19 protein-coding genes and 1 tRNA gene are annotated in these 17369 nt (G+C 62.5%); 15 read left to right on the forward strand and 5 right to left on the reverse strand.

Annotation, left to right across the window (positions count from 1 at the left end):
* Nucleotides 1–11 precede the first annotated feature (11 nt).
* Both AC3YUO_RS02215 and AC3YUO_RS02220 read left to right on the forward strand, forming a co-directional pair.
* Nucleotides 12–1886, forward strand: coding sequence for a cell division protein FtsA (locus AC3YUO_RS02215; protein ID WP_489961406.1), 1875 nt, complete (start codon nucleotides 12–14; stop codon nucleotides 1884–1886).
* A gap of 5 nt (nucleotides 1887–1891) precedes the next feature.
* The gene (locus tag AC3YUO_RS02220) at nucleotides 1892–2608 is read left to right on the forward strand and encodes a hypothetical protein (protein WP_489961407.1); all 717 of its coding nucleotides are present in this window, start codon (nucleotides 1892–1894) and stop codon (nucleotides 2606–2608) included.
* 159 nt (nucleotides 2609–2767) lie between these two features.
* Here AC3YUO_RS02220 and AC3YUO_RS02225 read toward each other — a convergent pair whose 3' ends face one another.
* Nucleotides 2768–3172 carry a bacteriohemerythrin gene (locus AC3YUO_RS02225; protein WP_489961408.1) on the reverse strand — a complete coding sequence of 135 codons (405 nt, stop codon included), beginning with the start codon at nucleotides 3170–3172 and terminating at the stop codon, nucleotides 2768–2770.
* A gap of 257 nt (nucleotides 3173–3429) precedes the next feature.
* On the opposite strand from AC3YUO_RS02225, the gene AC3YUO_RS02230 reads away from it, so the two are divergent.
* From AC3YUO_RS02230 to AC3YUO_RS02270, 9 genes are read left to right on the forward strand one after another with little or no spacing between them, the layout of a single operon-like run.
* A complete protein-coding gene (locus tag AC3YUO_RS02230) occupies nucleotides 3430–3732 on the forward strand; it encodes a flagellar biosynthesis anti-sigma factor FlgM (RefSeq protein WP_489961409.1) in 303 nt (100 codons plus the stop codon).
* Between the two features lie 7 nt (nucleotides 3733–3739).
* A complete protein-coding gene (gene flgN, locus AC3YUO_RS02235) occupies nucleotides 3740–4186 on the forward strand; it encodes a flagellar export chaperone FlgN (RefSeq protein WP_489961410.1) in 447 nt (148 codons plus the stop codon).
* Nucleotides 4187–4198: 12 nt separating this feature from the next.
* Nucleotides 4199–5797, forward strand: coding sequence for a flagellar hook-associated protein FlgK (gene flgK / locus AC3YUO_RS02240; RefSeq protein ID WP_489961411.1), 1599 nt, complete (start codon nucleotides 4199–4201; stop codon nucleotides 5795–5797).
* A 32-nt stretch (nucleotides 5798–5829) separates the two neighbouring features.
* Nucleotides 5830–6948 carry a flagellin family protein gene (locus AC3YUO_RS02245; protein ID WP_489961412.1) on the forward strand — a complete coding sequence of 373 codons (1119 nt, stop codon included), beginning with the start codon at nucleotides 5830–5832 and terminating at the stop codon, nucleotides 6946–6948.
* Nucleotides 6949–7005: 57 nt separating this feature from the next.
* Complete coding sequence (locus tag AC3YUO_RS02250; protein WP_489961413.1) at nucleotides 7006–7611, forward strand: DUF6470 family protein; 606 nt, start codon at nucleotides 7006–7008, stop codon at nucleotides 7609–7611.
* 14 nt (nucleotides 7612–7625) lie between these two features.
* A complete protein-coding gene (gene fliW / locus AC3YUO_RS02255) occupies nucleotides 7626–8072 on the forward strand; it encodes a flagellar assembly protein FliW (protein ID WP_489961414.1) in 447 nt (148 codons plus the stop codon).
* Nucleotides 8073–8351 (forward strand): carbon storage regulator, encoded by a 279-nt coding sequence (locus AC3YUO_RS02260; RefSeq protein WP_489961415.1) that lies wholly within the window; start codon nucleotides 8073–8075, stop codon nucleotides 8349–8351.
* A gap of 57 nt (nucleotides 8352–8408) precedes the next feature.
* Nucleotides 8409–8804: an Hpt domain-containing protein gene (locus AC3YUO_RS02265; RefSeq protein WP_489961416.1), complete on the forward strand. Its 396-nt coding sequence runs from the start codon at nucleotides 8409–8411 to the stop codon at nucleotides 8802–8804.
* A complete protein-coding gene (locus AC3YUO_RS02270) occupies nucleotides 8801–9880 on the forward strand; it encodes a response regulator (protein ID WP_489961417.1) in 1080 nt (359 codons plus the stop codon). The genes AC3YUO_RS02265 and AC3YUO_RS02270 overlap by 4 nt, the downstream gene beginning before the upstream one ends.
* A 55-nt stretch (nucleotides 9881–9935) precedes the next feature.
* Here the strand turns inward: AC3YUO_RS02270 and AC3YUO_RS02275 are convergent, their stop codons facing one another.
* Complete coding sequence (locus AC3YUO_RS02275; RefSeq protein ID WP_489961418.1) at nucleotides 9936–10778, reverse strand: MBL fold metallo-hydrolase; 843 nt, start codon at nucleotides 10776–10778, stop codon at nucleotides 9936–9938.
* 277 nt (nucleotides 10779–11055) lie between these two features.
* Between AC3YUO_RS02275 and AC3YUO_RS02280 the strand changes: the two genes are divergently transcribed.
* The 3 genes from AC3YUO_RS02280 to AC3YUO_RS02290 are packed head-to-tail and all read left to right on the forward strand — an operon-like array spanning nucleotide 11056 to nucleotide 15333.
* Nucleotides 11056–11538, forward strand: coding sequence for a MarR family winged helix-turn-helix transcriptional regulator (locus AC3YUO_RS02280; RefSeq protein WP_489961419.1), 483 nt, complete (start codon nucleotides 11056–11058; stop codon nucleotides 11536–11538).
* Nucleotide 11539: 1 nt separating this feature from the next.
* Complete coding sequence (locus tag AC3YUO_RS02285; protein WP_489961420.1) at nucleotides 11540–13279, forward strand: ABC transporter ATP-binding protein; 1740 nt, start codon at nucleotides 11540–11542, stop codon at nucleotides 13277–13279.
* Nucleotides 13279–15333: an ABC transporter ATP-binding protein gene (locus AC3YUO_RS02290; protein ID WP_489961421.1), complete on the forward strand. Its 2055-nt coding sequence runs from the start codon at nucleotides 13279–13281 to the stop codon at nucleotides 15331–15333. Before AC3YUO_RS02285 ends, AC3YUO_RS02290 begins: the two co-directional genes overlap by 1 nt.
* Before the next feature lie 89 nt (nucleotides 15334–15422).
* Here AC3YUO_RS02290 and AC3YUO_RS02295 read toward each other — a convergent pair whose 3' ends face one another.
* From AC3YUO_RS02295 to AC3YUO_RS02305, 3 genes are read right to left on the reverse strand one after another with little or no spacing between them, the layout of a single operon-like run.
* A complete protein-coding gene (locus tag AC3YUO_RS02295) occupies nucleotides 15423–15707 on the reverse strand; it encodes a hypothetical protein (protein ID WP_489961422.1) in 285 nt (94 codons plus the stop codon).
* Between the two features lies 1 nt (nucleotide 15708).
* On the reverse strand, nucleotides 15709–16476 hold the full coding sequence (locus AC3YUO_RS02300) for a DUF3021 family protein (RefSeq protein ID WP_489961423.1): 768 nt from the start codon (nucleotides 16474–16476) through the stop codon (nucleotides 15709–15711).
* The gene (locus AC3YUO_RS02305) at nucleotides 16473–16931 is read right to left on the reverse strand and encodes a LytTR family DNA-binding domain-containing protein (RefSeq protein ID WP_489961424.1); all 459 of its coding nucleotides are present in this window, start codon (nucleotides 16929–16931) and stop codon (nucleotides 16473–16475) included. Before AC3YUO_RS02305 ends, AC3YUO_RS02300 begins: the two co-directional genes overlap by 4 nt.
* A 171-nt stretch (nucleotides 16932–17102) precedes the next feature.
* On the opposite strand from AC3YUO_RS02305, the gene AC3YUO_RS02310 reads away from it, so the two are divergent.
* Nucleotides 17103–17179 (forward strand) — tRNA-Arg (locus tag AC3YUO_RS02310).
* The last annotated feature ends 190 nt before the right edge of the window (nucleotides 17180–17369 follow it).

Genomic DNA, 17369 nt, shown 5'->3' on the forward strand with positions numbered 1-17369 from the left:
TTGGCTGACAAATGCCCGAATCGACCGGATCCATGTCCCTGCCCCCGCAGGACCCGGATCTGATTTACGCGCTGGACATCGGAACCCGAAGCGTCATCGGCATGCTGGGCAGACGGGAGAAGGACCAGGTCCGTATTCTGGCCATGGAAAAGCTGCTCCACACCCACCGGGTGATGATGGATGGACAAATTGAGGACATTGCTCAGGTGGCCGGGGCCGTCCGAACGGTAACCGGCCGCCTGGAGCGGACCGCGGGCTGTCGGCTGGAGCGGGCCTGTGTGGCCGCCGCCGGCCGGGCGCTGCGCACCGAGCAGGGCTGCGGGCAGCGGGATCTGTCCGCCCCCGAGCCCATTACCGCGCCCATCATTGCCCAGCTGGAGGCCGCCGCCGTAGCCGAAGCCGAGCAGGCCATCCGCCCCGAGGGCGAGGCGGCCCAGCCCCTTCTGCTGGTGGGCTACACCGCCACCCAATATCAGCTGGACGGATATCCTCTGACCACCCTGCTGGGCCACACCGGCCGGCATCTGGAGGCCCGGGTGGTGGCCACCTTCCTGCCCAGCGGCGTCATCGACAGCCTGTACGCTGTAATGCGCCAGGCCGGTCTGGAGGTGGCAAGCCTCACTCTGGAACCCATCGCCGCTCTGAACGCGGCCATTCCGGCCGATCTGCGTCTTTTGAACCTGTGCCTGGTGGACATCGGGGCGGGAACCTCCGACATCGCCCTGTGCCGGGACGGCAGCGTGGTGGGCTATACCATGGCCACCGTGGCCGGCGACGAGATCACCGAGGCGCTGATGAAGGAATTTCTGGTGGACTACGGCACCGCCGAGGACATGAAAGCCCGGCTGGACCAGCCTGACCCCCTGACCTTCACCGACATTCTGGGCCAGGAGCAGAGCTGCACCAGCCAGCAGCTCCAGGCCGCCCTGGAACCCGCCGCCCGCCTTCTGGCCCAGGAGATTGCCCAGCGGGTGCTCTCCCTCAACGGTTCCGCCCCCTCCGCCCTCTTTTTGGCCGGCGGCGGCAGCAAGCTCACCGGCCTGCGGGAAAAGGTGGCCGACGCCCTGGACATGGACGCCAGGCGGGTGGCTGTGGCCGGCGGCCACTTCAAGACCTCCGCCTGCTCCGACGTCCTCTCCCTGGAGGACCCGGAGCTTACCACGCCCCTGGGCATCGCCGTCTCGGCGGGTCTGGGCCTCATCAGCGACAGCTGTCAGGTCACCCTCAACGGCAACCGGGCCAAGCTCTTCCGCAGCGGCGATTTGTCCGCCATGGATCTGCTGATGATGAACGGCTACACCTACTTTGATTTGCTGGGGAAAACCGGAAAGCCCCTGGTTTTGCAGGTGGACGGTCGGCGCACCGTCTTCCACGGGCAGCCCGCCCAGCCCGCCCGGCTGTCCATCAACGGCAGGGAGGCCCAGCCCTCCGCCCCCGTCCACGCGGGCGACGTGGTGGAATTTACCCCCGCTGTGGCAGGTGCGGACTGCCGGCTGACTGCCGGGCAGCTGGCCCAGCGTCTGGGCGCTGACTCCCTCACAGTCAACGGCACCCGGCCCGCGCCGGAAGACCTTGTGCCCTCCGGCGCCTTTGTGGTGGTATCCAAGGCGGGCCAGCAGGCCGAGCCGCCCCGGCCCCAGGCGCCCCGCCCTGCCGGCACCCCCTGTTCCGTCTTTCTCAACGGCCAGCCGGTCACCCTGCTCCCCAAGGCCGACGGCACTCCCCACTACGTGATGGATCTGCTGGAGCGCTCCGGCCTGGACTTCAAGCATGTCCAGCGCCCGGTGGTCCTGCAGGTAAACGGGGCGGACTGCCTCTTTCAGCAGGTGCTCCAGCCCGGGGACCAGGTAAGCATCGGCTATGAGGACGAGGTGAACGCACTGTGAAGCACATGGCAAAAGCGGCCGCTCCGCTGCTGGCGGTCATCCTGCTGCTGGCGGGCTGCGGCGGTTCCGGCAAGGACACCCCGCCCCAGAGCTACACGCTGGGTGACAGCAGCCTCCCCTCCCTCAACGCGCTGGTCACACTGGAGGACGGCGTTCAATTTCAGCAGACGCAGGACGAGGAGGCAGCCGCCCCCACCTATGTCTATTCCCAGCTGGCCAGCGGCGGCCAGACCGCCCAGGCCTACACCAAGGCTCTGGAGGAGGACTACGCCTGTCTCATTCTGGCGGACCAGGACACCGGGGGCACCCCGGACTTCTCCGCCTCCTCCGGCCAGGCTCTGGCCGCCCTGGAGCAGGAGGACTCGGAGGATGTCTTGCTGCTCACCATCCAGTGGGAGGACACCTCCTGTTCCGTCACCCCCTCCCAGGCCACAAAGGAGGCGCTCCCCCAGTCCCAGTCCGACGCCATCACGCTGGAGGAAGCGGTGGACTGTCTGAAACGTCTGCCTCCGTCCTACCTGGGTCTGTCCGGCAGCAGCATGGACCAGTACACCGTACTGCCCCAGGAGGGCACCGTACTGCTGGACGGCAAGTCCTGTCTCTGTCTCAACGTCTATCTTACCCAGACCCATCAGTTCCAGCAAAGCTATCTTCTTACGGTTCCGGACCTGCAGGTGTACCGGCTGGATCGGGCGACCGGTCAGGCCTCACCTTTGGGCTGACTTTTACCCCCTGCCGGACAAGGTATCCATGGATTTTCCCTCCATCACTGACACACCCGTGTCCAGGCCGGAGCCGAAGAAATATTAAGCCGGGCGTTCCCGCAGCTGCGGGGACGCCCGGCTTTCTGTCCTGTATGGGCCCCGGAGCATCCGCCCCGGTCAGTTGCCCTGCTCCTTGATGTAGCGGGCCAGACGCTTGTCCTCCGTCCGGATATGGGAGACCAGCACACCGATGACCCGGTTGAGATCCCCCAGGGCCTTGACGGTGGGGCCCTCCCGGAGCAGTCCCTGAGCGGTGTCGCTCAGCTGGCGGCGGTACCCGTCATGGAAGGTCTTGTGGCCCTGGTAGCTGGGGTACTTGTTCTGCACCTGCAGGCGCTCCTCATCCTGGAAGTGCTTGATGACATAGTCGTTGAGAAACTGTACGGTCTTCTGAATCTGCGCCCGGCCCTGGCCCTGGCTGCAGGCGTCCATCAGGCTGTTGACGGCGGCAAACAGCTGCCGGTGCTCGGAGTCAATCAGAGCGTTTCCGGTCATCAGCTCCGGTGTCAGTTCATATCGCATGGAAGATAGCTCCTTTCCTGTAAAGCCGGGAACGGATGTCCGCCGGCCGTATGCTCACAAGGGAATTGTCCCTCTCTACTTATATCGACCGGAACTCTGAAAAACATAATCCGGACCTCCCATTTCTTTTTTGTGGTTTTTTCCGCCAGACCACTTATTTTCCGGACAGAATCGGCCGATATATACAATGAAGGCCGATTCAGCGCCCGGTGTCACCGGGCCCAACGGCAAATAAACCTGAGAGGGAGGGCCTGCAAATGTTCCGGATCTACACCGGCGGAGGCTGCCCGGTGGGCGGCACAGCCCCCTACAACCGAAAAACAGATACTGCCAATCCGGTCTCCCCGGGGCAGCGGTATGACCAGGTCCAGTTTTCCTCCCATCTGGATGAGACGGAGCGGCGTCTGAAGGAGACGGTGGCCGGTCTGTCCCAGGAGGTGCGCACCCGGTTCACCGCCCAGGACCTGGAGCGTCTTCAGCAGCAGATCGCCTCCGGCGAATACCGGCCTGACGCCGGTGAGATTGCCTCCCGGATGCTGCTTTTCAGAGAGGACGGTTGACACCCCTATGGAGATACAGAATTATCTTACCTTTTTGTCCGAGCTGCACCAGGCTCTGGACACGCTCTCCGCACTGGAGCAGCGAAAGATTTCCGCCGTTCAGGCAGGCAATCTGGAGGAGCTGGAGCAGTGCATGAAGCAGGAACAGGCCGCCGCACTGGATTTGCGGGGCCGGGAGCAGCGGCGCACCGCCCTGCTGAAAGAACTGGGGCTGGAGCAGGTGTCCCTCCGGGATCTGCCCGGCCACTGCCCGCCTCAGCTCCGGGGGCAGGCCACTGAGCTTACCCAGCAGGTACTGCGCAGCTACCAGGTGCTCTCCAGCGCCCAAACCGCCGCCCGCACCCTGATGGAATCCAACCTGCGCCGCATCCAAACGGAGCTGGAGCAGCGGGAGACGGCCCATCCGTCTCAGCCCGCCGGCGACCAGAAGCCGCAGACGGATTTCCGCGTCTGAGAGGAGTATCCCATGAGTACATTTGGTTCCTTTACCACCGTCCGTCTGGGCATCTATGCCGCCCAAAAGGGGCTGGACGTGACGGGCAACAACATCACCAACATCAACACCGACGGCTACACCCGCCAGCGGCTCAATCAGGTCAGTCTCATTCCTTCCGTCAATGACCGCTACTCCTCCAGCTATCAAAACCGCGTAGGGCAGGGCGTTGTGGTCTCCGGCATCACCCAGCTGCGGGACCCGGGACTGGATATCTCCTACCGCAAGGCCTCCTCGGATGTGGGCGCCGCCAACGCCAAGCTGAAGGGCCTCAACTCCCTGGCCACCATTCTGGACGAGGTGGGCAAGGGCGACCTGGAGCAGGATGACGGCGTCATTCTCAGCCAGCTCAACGACCTGCGTGACCTCATCAGCCAGGCCATCACCAACGGAACGGACACCTACAACAGCCTGATCCGTTCCTCCGCCGACTCCCTGACCACCCTCTTCAACTCCTACGCCAACGCCCTGGCGGACAAGAAGGTGGACTATGAGGACGAGCTGGACCAGCAGGTCTCCCATGTCAACGACATCTTGGGTCAAATCCGGGACCTGAACCTGTCCATCCGCAATGCCGACATCCGGGGCGATCCCGGCCTGGAGCTGCGGGACCACCGCAACCTGCTGCTGGATGAGCTGAGCCAGTACGTGAAGATCGACGTGAGCTACTCCATGGAGAACATCGGTCCGGACACCCAGATCGAAAAGCTCACCATCTCCCTGGCCAACGATCCTCCCCACAACCACACCCTGGTGGATGGGGAGTACTCCGCCAAGATGCTGGTGGACAAGAACAACAATTACAGCGTGAACCTCTACGCCCTCCGGGACGCGGACGGCAACAAGCAGAATGCCGGGGATACAGACCCGGTGGGGCTGCTGGACAACGACCTGTACGGCTCCATCCAGTCCATCCGGGAGCTGCTCACCGAGGAGGGCGAGTTTGCCACCCAGGCTGATGTGGACAACGACCCCGACGCCGCCATCAAGCGGGGCATTCCCTATTACCAGAAGGCGCTGGACTCCCTGGCCCAGACCTTTGCCAACGCAATGAATGATCTCAACAACACCGGCCTGACCGGAGGCGGCCCCCTCTTCAGCACCGGCAGCGACACGGACAACACCGACGGGATTACCGCCGCCAACATCTCCGTCTCCCACGGCTGGGCCAGCGACCAGGTGTGGATCCAGGCCACCGACCGCCCCGACGCCCCCGACGGCGACACCTCCAATCTGGCCAAGTTCCTGGCCCTCTTCAACCAGGATCAGGACTTTGATCCCAAGAACATCGAGGCGGATGCGGTGGGTGACATCTACCACGGCACCTTTGAGGACATGCTCCTTAAAATCCAGTCCACGCTGGCCGAGGACCAGATGACCACCGACGCCCTGCTCAACAACTACACGGTGACCGCAGACAACATCGCCGTGGATCGGGAGGGCGTCATGGGCGTGGACCTGAATGACGAGGCCGCCAGCCTGATGACCTACCAGAAGGCCTACACCGCCGCCTGCCGTCTGATGACTGTGCTGGAGGAAGCGCTGGACTCCCTCATCAACAGCACGTTATAATCCTGTGTTTCGACTTTCGAGGTGAATCAGTTATGCTGCGCGTGACAACCAATTCCACGCTCTATACCTATAAAAGGAATCTGCTCAAATCCTCCAACCAGCTCTACTCGGCCATGAGCGCCATGATGAGCGGCCGGAACTTTGATTCCTATTCCGCTGACCCAGCCGCCGCCACCCGGGCCTTCAAAATTCACAGCTCCCTCAACGCCACCAACGCCCAGGCCGCCAACAACACCACGGTTATGAACAAATTTTCCACCGCCTGGGATGTGGCCGACGACCTGGTCAACGACCTGGTGACCAACCTGGGCCAGGTGCCCGCCCTGAAGGGTCTGAATGACCCCACCAGCCTCAGTACCATGAACACCCAGGGCGACATTCTCTACTCCGGCGCGGAGGCCATTGTCCAGAGCCTGAACAGCAAGTACGACAACAGCTTCATCTTCGGAGGCGCCGACACCCAGAATCCTCCCTTCGCCATTGAGGAGGTGGACGGAAAGCACTACCTCACCTACCGCAACGTGCGCATTGACTATCCCGACCCCGCCTATTATACTCAGACCTATCATGACGCCGACGGAAACGAGGTTCTGGACAAGGACGGCAACGCCCTCACCAATCAGGACATGCTGGACAGCTGGGATGACGAGCACCTGTATGTGGACATCGGCATTGGATTCCAGCTGGACAAGAACGGCAAGGTCATCGATTCCACTGCCTTTGATTCCGCCATCTCCGGCGTGGAGTTTACCGGCGGAACCGGCGTGGACGGAGACGGCGACCCCACCAACATCGTCTCCATCATGCTGCGCCTGTCTGAGATTTTCAAGGACTACAACGAGGAGGGCAACACCTGGGGCGCCGCCGGCGATGCGGAGGATGCCCAGCGTCTGGTGGACAAGCTCACCAAGGCCCAGGACAACCTCAGCGCCCAGCACACCGCCCTGGACACCCAGGTCAAATTCCTGCAGACCAACCAGACCCAGCTGAGCAGCTCCTTCACCGCCCTGAACACCGAGCTTAACAGCATTGAACAGATTGATCAGGTGGAGGCTATCCTCACCCTGGTCTCCGCCCAGACCAGCTACAACGCCGCCATTCAGGTGGGTGCCAACATTGTACCCCAGTCTCTGATGGATTACCTGAACTAACCGCTGGTCCAGGATATATGGATGCGCGTCTTACGCACGGAAGGAGTATTCAGCGTCATGTATCCGCTTATTGAGATTAAAACGGTCCCCATTGAGATCCAGATGAAGGTCACCCGGGCCCACCTGGAATACGCCCGCGGCACCGCCCAGGTGGAGATCTCCCGGGACAAGGGTGGACTGAGCATCCGAAGCCAGCCCATCCAGGTGAATCTGGACACCTTTGAGGCCCGCAACTCCGTCATGCCCACCACCGCCACCCTCATCAAGCAGCAGGCCCAGGCGGGGGTGCAGGGGGCCTATCAGGCCACCGGCGTTCTGGCCCGGGAGGGCCGGATGATGATGGAGGCCCGCATCAACCAGGATGTCATCCCCCAGCTGGCCAAGCAGCAGAATCTGGGCCAGCCCACCAACGCAAACATTGAATTTCTCCCCACCACCGGCCCCGACATCAGCTGGGACGGCGGGGAGCTGAGCATCCGCTATGAGATGGACAAGCTCAATTTTGACTGGCGCATGGAGCAGATGAGCTTCACCTTTGTCCCCGGCGACATTGAGTTCACCATGACCCAGCGCCCTGACGTGGTCATCAAATATGTGGGCGGGCCGCTGTACGTGCCCCCCTCTTCCGACCCGGACTATGAGCCGGTGGATGTCAACGCCTGATAGGAGGGACTGTTTTGCAGCTGGATACCAAGTATTTCGGACGCATCACCTACGCCCCGGAGGATGTTCTGGAGTTTCCCAACGGTCTTTTCGGCTTTGAGTCGGAAAAGCAGTTTCTTCTGCTGCCCTTCTCGGGCAGCCAGGGGAATATGCTCTGTCTGCAGAGCGTGGCCGCCCCCTCCCCCGCCTTCATCCTCATGAATCCCTTCTCCCTGAAGCCCGACTACGCGCCGGTCCTCTCCAAGGAGGAGCTGACGCTGATGGGCGTCTCTCAGAGCCGCGAGCTGTGCTATTACGTCATGTGCGTGGCCAAGGAGCCGGTGGGGGAGAGCACCGTCAACCTGCGCTGTCCCGTTGTGGTCAATCCGGATCTGCACCGGGCCGCCCAGGTCATTCTGGATACGGACGCATACCACATGCGTCACCGTCTGGACGAATTTTCCAACGGGGAGGTGGAGTAAGTGCTGGTTCTCAGCCGTAAGGAGGGTGAGTCGCTGATCATCGGCGACCAGATCAGCATTACCATCCTCTCCATTGAAGCAGGCGGACAGGTCAACATCGGCGTCTGTGCCCCCAAGGAGGTTCTGGTGCTGCGCAGCGAGCTGCAAAAGGCGGCCACCGCAAACCAGGACGCCGCCGGTACAGCACCCGCTCCCCTGGTGGCCGAGCTGGAGTCCGCCCTGGCCGAACGCAGGCCGGCGCAGCCCACCCCGCCCGCACAATCCACGCCGGAACCCTGAAGGGGCTCCGGCGTCTGCGTATGTGCCCCAATTTTTGTTTTCGAAGGAGGCCCTCCCATGAATTCTGACCAACTGCTCGCCGCCCTGCCCCAGGCCGGTGTGGAGGTCCGGGACGCTCTGGACCGTTTTATGGGCAACGAGCTTCTTTACCTCTCCTTTCTCCGCCGCCTGCCCCAGGCGATGGACCTGTCCGGCATCCGGCAGGCCCTGCGGGACGGCCGGGAGGAGGAATTCTATGCCAAGGTCCACAGTTTGAAGGGAATGGCGGGCAATCTCAGCGTCCGCCCCCTGTTTCAGCGCACCCAGCTTTTGCTGGAGGAGTACCGCGCCCACGGTCTGAGCCGTCCCGGACGCCTGGAGGAGCTTCTGGGGGCGCTTGACGCCGCGGCAGCTCCGCTGACGGAACTTCTGGCACAATATGAGGCTTCATCAGCCGAAGGAGGACGCCTATGAACCGGGATACCCTGCTGGTTATTGATGACTCCCCGCTGGATCTGGCCATCCTGCGGGAAATTTTCAAGCAGCTGTTTCAGGTGGAGTGCTTTGAGGAGGCCCGCCCTGCCCTGGCCTACATCCACCGCAACACCCCCCGGGTGTGCGCGGTGCTGCTGGACATCTGTCTGGGAAAGCGTGGGGCTGGATTTCAGGTGCTTCAGCAGCTGCAGGCCGCCCAGGAGACAGCCGATCTCCCTGTGATTCTCATCACCTCCGACGCCCGGGAGGAGTATGTGCTCAACGGTGTAAACAAGGGGGCGGTGGACTTTCTGGTCAAGCCGGTGGACCCCCTCACCGTACAGGAGCGGGTGTGCGCCGCCGTGCGCTCAGCCTGGCCCGCAGGCACCACCATTCTGGACGGACCGGAGCCCCCCGCCGACCGCGCCGCTCAGCCGGACACTCCGGGAGAGACGCTGGCCGAGGAGCACTGGGACCGGCTGCTGGAGCTTTTCTTCCAGGCCCGTCCCGGCCTCTCCCCTGCCAAGTATCACATTCTGGGCCGCATCACCCGGGCGCTGGCCGACGGATACCGCAAGGCCTTCCCCGATCGCGGCCTGTCCCCGGAGGAGGCACAGCTCATAGGCCGGGCAGCCGTTTTCTGTGACGTGGGCCTTCTGGGCATTCCCGACAGCGTCATTGAGCAGGGCCAGGACCAGGGAGGCTCCGGCCAGGAGGTCTATTTCCGCCACACCGCCCTTGGACACGCCCTGTTCACCACCGGCCCGGACAGCGCCCGCCCGCTGGCCCGCCTAGCCGCCGAAATTGCCTACTGGCACCACAAAAACTTTGATGGCAGCGGCTACCCCGTTGAGCAGGCCCCCAACCCGCTTCCCCTCAGCGCCCAGCTCACCCGCGCCGCCATCCGCTGCATGGGGTGTCTGGATTACTTCCACGGCTACCCGGACCGCCTGGACCGCACGCTGCGGGCGCTGGCCGGCGACGTGGGTCGATTTATCGCCCCGGAGATGTACGAGGCTGCGCTGGCCGCCCGGGAGGATCTGGCCGCCTGCCTGCCCGACCAGCGGTTGGAGTAAGCACTGCAGCCATCAAAAAAGCATGTCAGCAAAATGCTGACATGCTTTTTTGTCTCTATTCCGATTCGTCCTCAATGACCACCCGGGTTCCCACATTGTTGCGGAAAAAGCCGGGGAAATTGGCTTCAAAGTACGCGCTGGCCCGCTCCCCGCTGCAGTGGCAGGCCCCCAGCCGGCGCACCCCTCGCTCCTTCAGCAGACGACAGGTGGCCTCAATGCGCTCGTCTCCGGCGTTCATCAGGTGAGTACCGCCCACAAAGTCGGTCACCGGCCGTCCGAACAGCTCCTCCACCCGGCGGCACATGTTCAGCACCCCCACGTGGGAGCAGCCGGACACCAGAACCAGATGAGCGGGTGTCTTCAGCACCAGGGCCACCTCCTCCTCGAAGGTGTCCACCTCCAGACGGCCGTTTCGGCGGCGCAGCAGCCGGGGGGACGGCGTCTCCACCGGCTCCCCCTGGGTGAAGCCGGAGACCAGCCACATGCCATCCGCCAGCTTCACCGGCTCCTCCCCCACCACGTGGCAGGGGATCCCGAACCGGGTCATCCAGCTCTCCTCCAACAGCGGGGAGATATCCATGAGGCCGTCCTCTTCCTTGCCGACACGGGGCTGGAAGAAGTTCCGACCCAGCCAGACCCCTCTGGGCGGCCGGTTCTGCATCAGCAGAGCGGCGGCGCCCCCGGTATGGTCATAGTGGCCGTGGCTGAACACCACCGCGTCCAGGTCCGCCAGATCCGCCCCCAGAGTACCCGCATTCTGCAAAAACCGTGGAGAGCCTCCGGTATCGTACAGCACCCGGCGGCCCGCCCCCTCGATAAGCAGGCTCAGGCCGTGCTCACAGGCCAGATAATCCCGTCCGGTGTGGTTCTCCATCAGTGTCAAAATGGTGAAAGCCATGGTGTTCCTCCTTCTCTCCGCCCCGGGCAGCGCTGTTTTTCTGTCTCCATGTTGCCAGAGCTTTCCCGCCTTGTCAACCAAAATCATGCCAGCCGGACGGTGAAAATTTCAGGCCCCTTTGGGCACTCCGGCAAAAAGTGTAAACAAATTTTGAACCCCGACGGGAAGCTCTTGACTTTCTCTCTTCCAATGCTACAATGGTTCACGCATTAACCGTTAATGGGTTAACATTTTAAAAAGAGCCCATTTTCCATCATCCAAGAAAGGAGGCGCGTCAATGGTATCTCCCCGTGAGATGGAGCTGCTCACCCGGCAGCTCAATCAGGCCCACCGCGCCGCGGTGCAGGCGGAGCTGGCTGCGGCAGGTCTGGGCGAAATCGGACACCCCATGCTGCTGGCCATTCTCCATGGCTCCTGCCAGGAGGATGCGGACGGCTTCTGCCACGCCCAGCGGGAGCTGGCCGAGCTTCTGCATATCTCCCCCGCCGCCGTGGCAAACTCGTTAAAATCTCTGGAAAAGGGCGGCTACGTCCAGCGCAGGCCCGGCCCCGGCGACGCCCGGCGCAACCAGGTGCTGCTGACTGAAAAGGGCCGGCAAGCGGTGGCCGCCTGCCAGAATGCGCTGGAGTCGGTCTCCCGGCGCATGCTGGACGGCTTCACCCCCGCCGAGCAGGAGCAGCTGCTGGCCTTCCGACAGAGGATGCTCCGCAACCTTCTGGGCGACGAGCCCAAATCACCCGCAAAAAAGGAGGAACCCTGACTTGTTTTCCCTGTTTATGACCCACCTCCAGGGCTACAAGAAGGACGCCGTCAAGGCGCCCATTCTCATCATTCTGGAGGTCATCTGTGAGCTGCTGCTCCCCCTGGTCATGGCCGAAATTGTGGATACGGCTATCCCCTCGGGAGACGTGCAGTATATCTTCCAGATGGGCGCCATCATGCTGCTCCTGGCCGGAATTTCCATGCTCTGCGGCGTACTGGCGGCCAAGTACGCCGCCTTTGCCAGCCAGGGCTTCGGCGGCAACCTGCGCCAGTGTCTTTTTGATAAGGTGCAGGAGTTTTCCTTTGCCGACATCGACCGTTTCTCCTCCGCCTCCCTCATCACCCGCATGACCAACGACGTAAACGCCATGACCATGATGCTGGCCATGGGCCTTCGCATGCTGGTCCGCGCCCCCGTGATGCTGGTGGCTGCCGTCATCATCAGTGTCACCCTCAACGCCCGGCTGGCCCTGATCCTGTTGGTGGTCATTCCCCTGATGGTACTGGTCATCGGCATTCTGATGAAGATGTGCACCAAGCTCTTTGAGGTGATGCAGACCAAGATCGACGGTCTGAACAACACCCTTCAGGAAAACCTGGTGGCCATCCGTGTGGTGAAGGCCTTCGTTCGGGAGGACCACGAGCGCAAAAAGTTCAAGAAGGCCAACGACGATCTGATGAACGCCGCCCTGGCCGTAGGCCTGCGGATCATCGCCATTCTGCCGGTGATGATGCTGGCCATGAACGGCGCCACTGTGGCTGTTTTGTACTTCGGCGGCCGGATGGTCATGGGTGCTACCTTTGATCTGGGCCAGCTGCAGGCCTTCATCAACTACATCTTCCAGATCCTCATGAGCGTGATGATGGTGGCCATGTCCCTCCTGCAGCTCTCCCGTGCCCAGGCCTGCGCTCACCGGATTAACGAGGTGTTGAACACCGAGCCCTCCGTGGAGGACAAAGACACCGCCGCTCAGACCCAGCTTCCCGCTCCCCGGGGTGAAGTGGAGTTCCGGGACGTCTCCTTCAAGTATGTGACCTCGGGCAGCGGTGACGACGTGCTCTCTCACATCAGCTTCACCGTTAAGCCCGGCCAGTTTGTGGCCATCGTAGGCGGCACCGGCACCGGCAAGTCCTCCCTGGTGAACCTCATCCCCCGCTTCTACGACGTCACCGGCGGACAGGTGCTGGTGGACGGAGTGGACGTGCGGGACTATCCCCTGGAGGAGCTGCGCAGCCGCATCGGCATGGTGCTCCAGACCAACGTCCTCTTCACTGGCACCATCCGGGAAAACCTCCTCTGGGGCAACCCCGACGCCACCGAGGAGGAGATCATCCAGGCGGCCAAGGACGCCCAGGCCTACGACTTCATCATGTCCTTCCCCGACGGCTTCGACACCTACCTGGACCAGGGCGGCGTAAATGTCTCCGGCGGTCAGAAGCAGCGGCTCTGTATTGCCCGCGCTATGCTGCGCAAGCCCGCCATCCTCATTCTGGACGACTCCACCTCCGCTGTGGACTCCGCTACGGAGGCTGCCATCCGGGAGTCCTTCGCCCGGAACCTGAAGGACACCACCGTCATCATCATCGCCCAGCGTATCTCCTCGGTCCAGTATGCCGATGAGATCCTCATTCTGGATGACGACCACATTGTGGGTCAAGGCACCCATGAGGAGCTGCTGGCCAGCAACGAAATCTATCAGGAAATCTATCAATCTCAGCAACAGGGGGTGCAGGAATAATGCCGGGACCCAATCGTGCCCCCCGCGGGGGCTATCAGAAGCCCAAGAATCTGGGCAAGACCGTCACCCGTCTGGTGGGCTATCTCACCCGGAGCAAGCTGCCGCTGCTGTTTGTCCTGCTGTGCCTGCTTGTCTCCGTATGCTCCAACATCGGCGGCTCCTATATGATGCGCGGCATCATCAACAACTTCATCTGGTCGGGCTGCACCGACTTCTCCGGCCTGGCTCTGGCCATCCTCCAGCTCATCGGCATCTACCTCATCGGCTGTGTGGCCACCTACTGCCAGTCCGCCGCCATGGTGCGGCTGGCCCAGCGGGGCGTCAACCGCCTGCGCGGCGAGCTCTTCGACAAGCTCCAGAGCCTGCCCCTGAGCTACTTTGACAAGCATCCCCACGGCGAGCTCATGAGCCGCTTCACCAATGACGCGGACAACGTGCAGCTGGCCCTGGAGCAGAGCGTGGTCTCTATGTGCTCCAGCTGCCTCATGTTCGTGGGTCTGGTGGCCATGATGCTCTTCATCAACTGGAAGCTCTTCATCGTCACCGCCCTCATCCTGGTCCTCACCATGACCCTCTTCAAGAAGCTGGGCGGCCGCAGCCGCCGCTACTATCAGCAGCAGCAGTCCGCTCTGGGGCAGGTCAACGGCAACATCCAGGAGATGATCGAGGGACTGAAAGTAGTCAAGGCCTTCACTCACGAGGATCAGGCCAAGGCCGACTTCAAGGTGCTCAACGACGCCTACCGGGATGCCGCCCAGAAGGCCAACTTCTACTCCACCATGATCATGCCCGTCTCCGGCAACCTGATGAACATCAGCTACGCCCTCACCTCCGCGGTGGGCGGCCTGCTGTCCGTCCTCCAGGGCTTTGACTTGGGCGGCCTTGTGGTCTACCTCAACTACTCCAAGCAGGTGGGCCAGCCCCTCAACCAGATCTCCCAGCAGATGACCACTCTCCTGTCCGCTCTGGCTGGCGCCGAGCGCATCTTCGAGGTCATGGACACCCAGCCCGAGGTGGACGAGGGCACCATCACCCTGGTCCGGGCCCGGAAGGAAAACGGACTGCTCACCCCCATTCCCTTCGAGGAGGGCCGTACCGGCACCTGGGCCTGGAAGGTACCCAAGAGCTGTCCCATGGAGCTAGTGCGGGTGCTGAATCTGCCGGACAAGACGGCGGTGGAGCTGCCCCGGGACTCTGACCAGGGCGGTGCCAACACCGGCTGGGCCTGGAAGTACCCCGGCCCCGACGGCACCGTGGGCCTGCACCCCATCCGCGGCGCGGTGCGCTGCAAGGAGGGCGAGGACTTCACCTACACCGAGCTCACCGGCGCGGTCCGCTTCTCCCACGTGGACTTCTCCTACGTCCCGGGCAAGCAGATCCTCCACGACGTCAGCGTGTACGCCAACCCCGGCCAGAAGATCGCCTTTGTGGGCTCCACCGGCGCAGGCAAGACCACCATTACCAACCTCATCAACCGCTTCTACGAAATTGAAGGCGGCCTTATCACCTACGACGGCATCGACGTGAAGTCCATCCGGAAGGATGACCTGCGCCGCTCCTTGGGCGCGGTGCTCCAGGACACCCACCTCTTCACCGGCACCATCATGGACAACATCCGCTACGGCCGGCTGGACGCCACCGACGAGCAGTGCATTGCCGCCGCCAAGAGCGCCAATGCCCACTCCTTCATCCGCCGCCTGCCCAACGGCTACCAGACCATGGTCACCGGGGACGGCGCCAACCTCTCCCAGGGCCAGCGTCAGCTGCTGGCCATCGCCCGGGCGGCTGTGGCCGACCCGCCGGTGATGATTCTGGACGAAGCCACCTCCTCCATCGACACCCGTACCGAAGCGCTCATCCAGAAGGGCATGGACGCCCTCATGGAGGGCCGGACGGTGTTCGTCATTGCCCACCGCCTGTCCACCGTGCGCAACTCCAACTGCATTGTGGTTATCGAGCACGGGGAAATCGAGGAAAAGGGCGACCACGAGGAGCTGCTGGAGAAGCAGGGCCGCTATTACCGGCTCTACACCGGACAGTTCCAGCTGTCCTGAGCGTATATTCCAACATGCAGCGAGGCTCCCCCGCTGAAACGCGGGGGAGCCTCGTTTCTGTTCTGTCTATAAAAAGGACAAGCCATATTTCAGCTCCGCTTTGCCCAGAGGAATCCAACCAAACTGCCCAGCACCAGCCCCAGCACCATGGACAGGGTCACAATCTTCCAGCCCAGAAGGGCCAGCGGACTGAAGGGGCCTCCGTACCGCCATGCCTCCCACACCCGTGCGGCCGGGAGTGCAAGGAGGGCCACCGGCAGAAGGCGAAGGGGCCAGAAGCGATGCCGGGTCAGGCGGAACATCAGGCACTCCAGTCCGAAGGCAGCTACACCGGGTCCCACAAACACCAGCGCAATAAAGAGTTCTGGACTCATATTATCCTCCTGTCGGGCGGACACGCCGCAAGCAAAGGCCCAGCAGATTGCCCCCCAGGGCGGGAACCGCCGTCAGGAAGCAGTGAAACAAGGCCGAAGAATTGTAAAGGACAAACACCACAAGCAAATAGCACACAAAACAGGCCGCTGGAAACAGGGGACACAGGCCCCGCCGCTTGCCCAGGGAGAGCCCCACGCAGAAGCTGGCCACGGGCAGAATCAGCATGGGATAAATAATGCCTGTGAGAGCGGGGATATCCGTTCCCATTGCCCGCTCAATGCCCCGCAGCGCCAGGGGAGCCGCCGTGCACAAAAGAAGGACAAAGGGCAGGTAGGGCAGGGTCTCTCTCCACTTCAAAGGTGTGGGGCCAGGGTCCAGTCCCAGCAGCTCCCGCAGCTGGGACACCTCCGCATACCAGCCAATCCACCGCCCCAGCCAGATCAGGAGATACAGAAGGCCCAACAGGCCCTCCCAGAACAGCACCTCAGCCCAGCCCGAGGCCATGTCCAGCTCCACCACCAGCAGGGCAAAAAAGGCAGCGGTGATGATAAAGTGGCCGCCGGACCGCAGAAGCAGTTCCCGGCCACTCTCCGCAAAGGGCTGGGTGGCCAGACCGGCCATAGCGCCCAGTCCCATACAGGCTATCAGGGCCAGGGGAGGGCACTCCCGGCTGTACATGATGTAGGGCACCAGGACGATTCCCACCAGCAGGCCCAGCACGCCGCCTGCCAGCATCCGAATCCGCCCGCTCTTTTTTTCTGCACTCATCCCTTCCGCCTCCTTTCCAGCTGCAGCGTCTCCTTGATTTTCTTCACGTACCGCCGGGACACATAGGCGTGAATTCCGCCGGTGAGGGTCATACGGATGGTGCCGGCCAGGGACAAATCCAGGGCGGTCACCTGGTCCAGGTTCACAATCTCCGAATTGGAAATGCGCACAAACCGCCGCCGGTCCAGCCGCTCCTCCAGCTCATAGAGGCGAAGCCCCACCGTATACACGCCCTCCGCCGTCTGGGCGGCCACGCCCTTTCCGTCCGTATAAAAGCGGAGGAAATCTTTCTGGGGCAGCAGCCGGGTCTGTTCCCCCTCCCGGACCTGAATGGGGCTCAGCGCCAGTCCCGACAGCTCCTGCACCAGCTGCTGAAGCTCCCGGCTGTCCTCTCCGGCCAGGATAATGACCTTGGGCTCCTTCCGCCCGGGCTCCACCTTCAGCTCCACTTCCATTCCGGCTCCGCCCCCTTTTCTCCCTTTCTCTTGCTCTGGCTTCAGTATAGCCGCTTTCCATATCCCGCGTCCAGTCCTTTGGGACAGTCGGTCATTTTGGCCGGATATCCGGCGGGAATTTGCCCGTTGACACCGTTTCCCGCCTGGGCTAAAATAGGAGAGCCTTTAGTTGCCCCGATAGCTCAGCAGGATAGAGCGTCCGCCTCCTAAGCGGAAGGCCGCTGGTTCGAATCCAGTTCGGGGTGCCATTTCTCGGAGCAAGCGTCATATCGCTTGCTCCGATTCTTTATATAAGTCAGCGTGCATACCTTCTGCCAGACCTTTCCTCCAGGCTCCGCCTCGGACCGATTTTCGCTGGGAAAAGCGTCATTTTTTGGTCTGGTATATTTTTCCTGGTGTCTTTCGTACGCTTGCATTCTCTCGCATTTTGTCCTATAA

Source organism: Pseudoflavonifractor sp. HNCC25GI2, assembly GCF_058136395.1.

Excerpts from the sequence above, each read along its gene's own strand:
- AC3YUO_RS02215 (WP_489961406.1), top strand. The coding sequence starts at position 12 with ATGCCCGAATCGACCGGATCCATGTCCCTGCCCCCGCAGGACCCGGAT.
- AC3YUO_RS02220 (WP_489961407.1), top strand. The coding sequence starts at position 1,892 with ATGGCAAAAGCGGCCGCTCCGCTGCTGGCGGTCATCCTGCTGCTGGCG.
- AC3YUO_RS02225 (WP_489961408.1), bottom strand. The coding sequence starts at position 3,172 with ATGCGATATGAACTGACACCGGAGCTGATGACCGGAAACGCTCTGATT.
- AC3YUO_RS02230 (WP_489961409.1), top strand. The coding sequence starts at position 3,430 with ATGTTCCGGATCTACACCGGCGGAGGCTGCCCGGTGGGCGGCACAGCC.
- flgN (WP_489961410.1), top strand. The coding sequence starts at position 3,740 with ATGGAGATACAGAATTATCTTACCTTTTTGTCCGAGCTGCACCAGGCT.
- flgK (WP_489961411.1), top strand. The coding sequence starts at position 4,199 with ATGAGTACATTTGGTTCCTTTACCACCGTCCGTCTGGGCATCTATGCC.
- AC3YUO_RS02245 (WP_489961412.1), top strand. The coding sequence starts at position 5,830 with ATGCTGCGCGTGACAACCAATTCCACGCTCTATACCTATAAAAGGAAT.
- AC3YUO_RS02250 (WP_489961413.1), top strand. The coding sequence starts at position 7,006 with ATGTATCCGCTTATTGAGATTAAAACGGTCCCCATTGAGATCCAGATG.
- AC3YUO_RS02265 (WP_489961416.1), top strand. The coding sequence starts at position 8,409 with ATGAATTCTGACCAACTGCTCGCCGCCCTGCCCCAGGCCGGTGTGGAG.
- AC3YUO_RS02270 (WP_489961417.1), top strand. The coding sequence starts at position 8,801 with ATGAACCGGGATACCCTGCTGGTTATTGATGACTCCCCGCTGGATCTG.
- AC3YUO_RS02275 (WP_489961418.1), bottom strand. The coding sequence starts at position 10,778 with ATGGCTTTCACCATTTTGACACTGATGGAGAACCACACCGGACGGGAT.
- AC3YUO_RS02280 (WP_489961419.1), top strand. The coding sequence starts at position 11,056 with ATGGTATCTCCCCGTGAGATGGAGCTGCTCACCCGGCAGCTCAATCAG.
- AC3YUO_RS02290 (WP_489961421.1), top strand. The coding sequence starts at position 13,279 with ATGCCGGGACCCAATCGTGCCCCCCGCGGGGGCTATCAGAAGCCCAAG.
- AC3YUO_RS02295 (WP_489961422.1), bottom strand. The coding sequence starts at position 15,707 with ATGAGTCCAGAACTCTTTATTGCGCTGGTGTTTGTGGGACCCGGTGTA.
- AC3YUO_RS02300 (WP_489961423.1), bottom strand. The coding sequence starts at position 16,476 with ATGAGTGCAGAAAAAAAGAGCGGGCGGATTCGGATGCTGGCAGGCGGC.
- AC3YUO_RS02305 (WP_489961424.1), bottom strand. The coding sequence starts at position 16,931 with ATGGAAGTGGAGCTGAAGGTGGAGCCCGGGCGGAAGGAGCCCAAGGTC.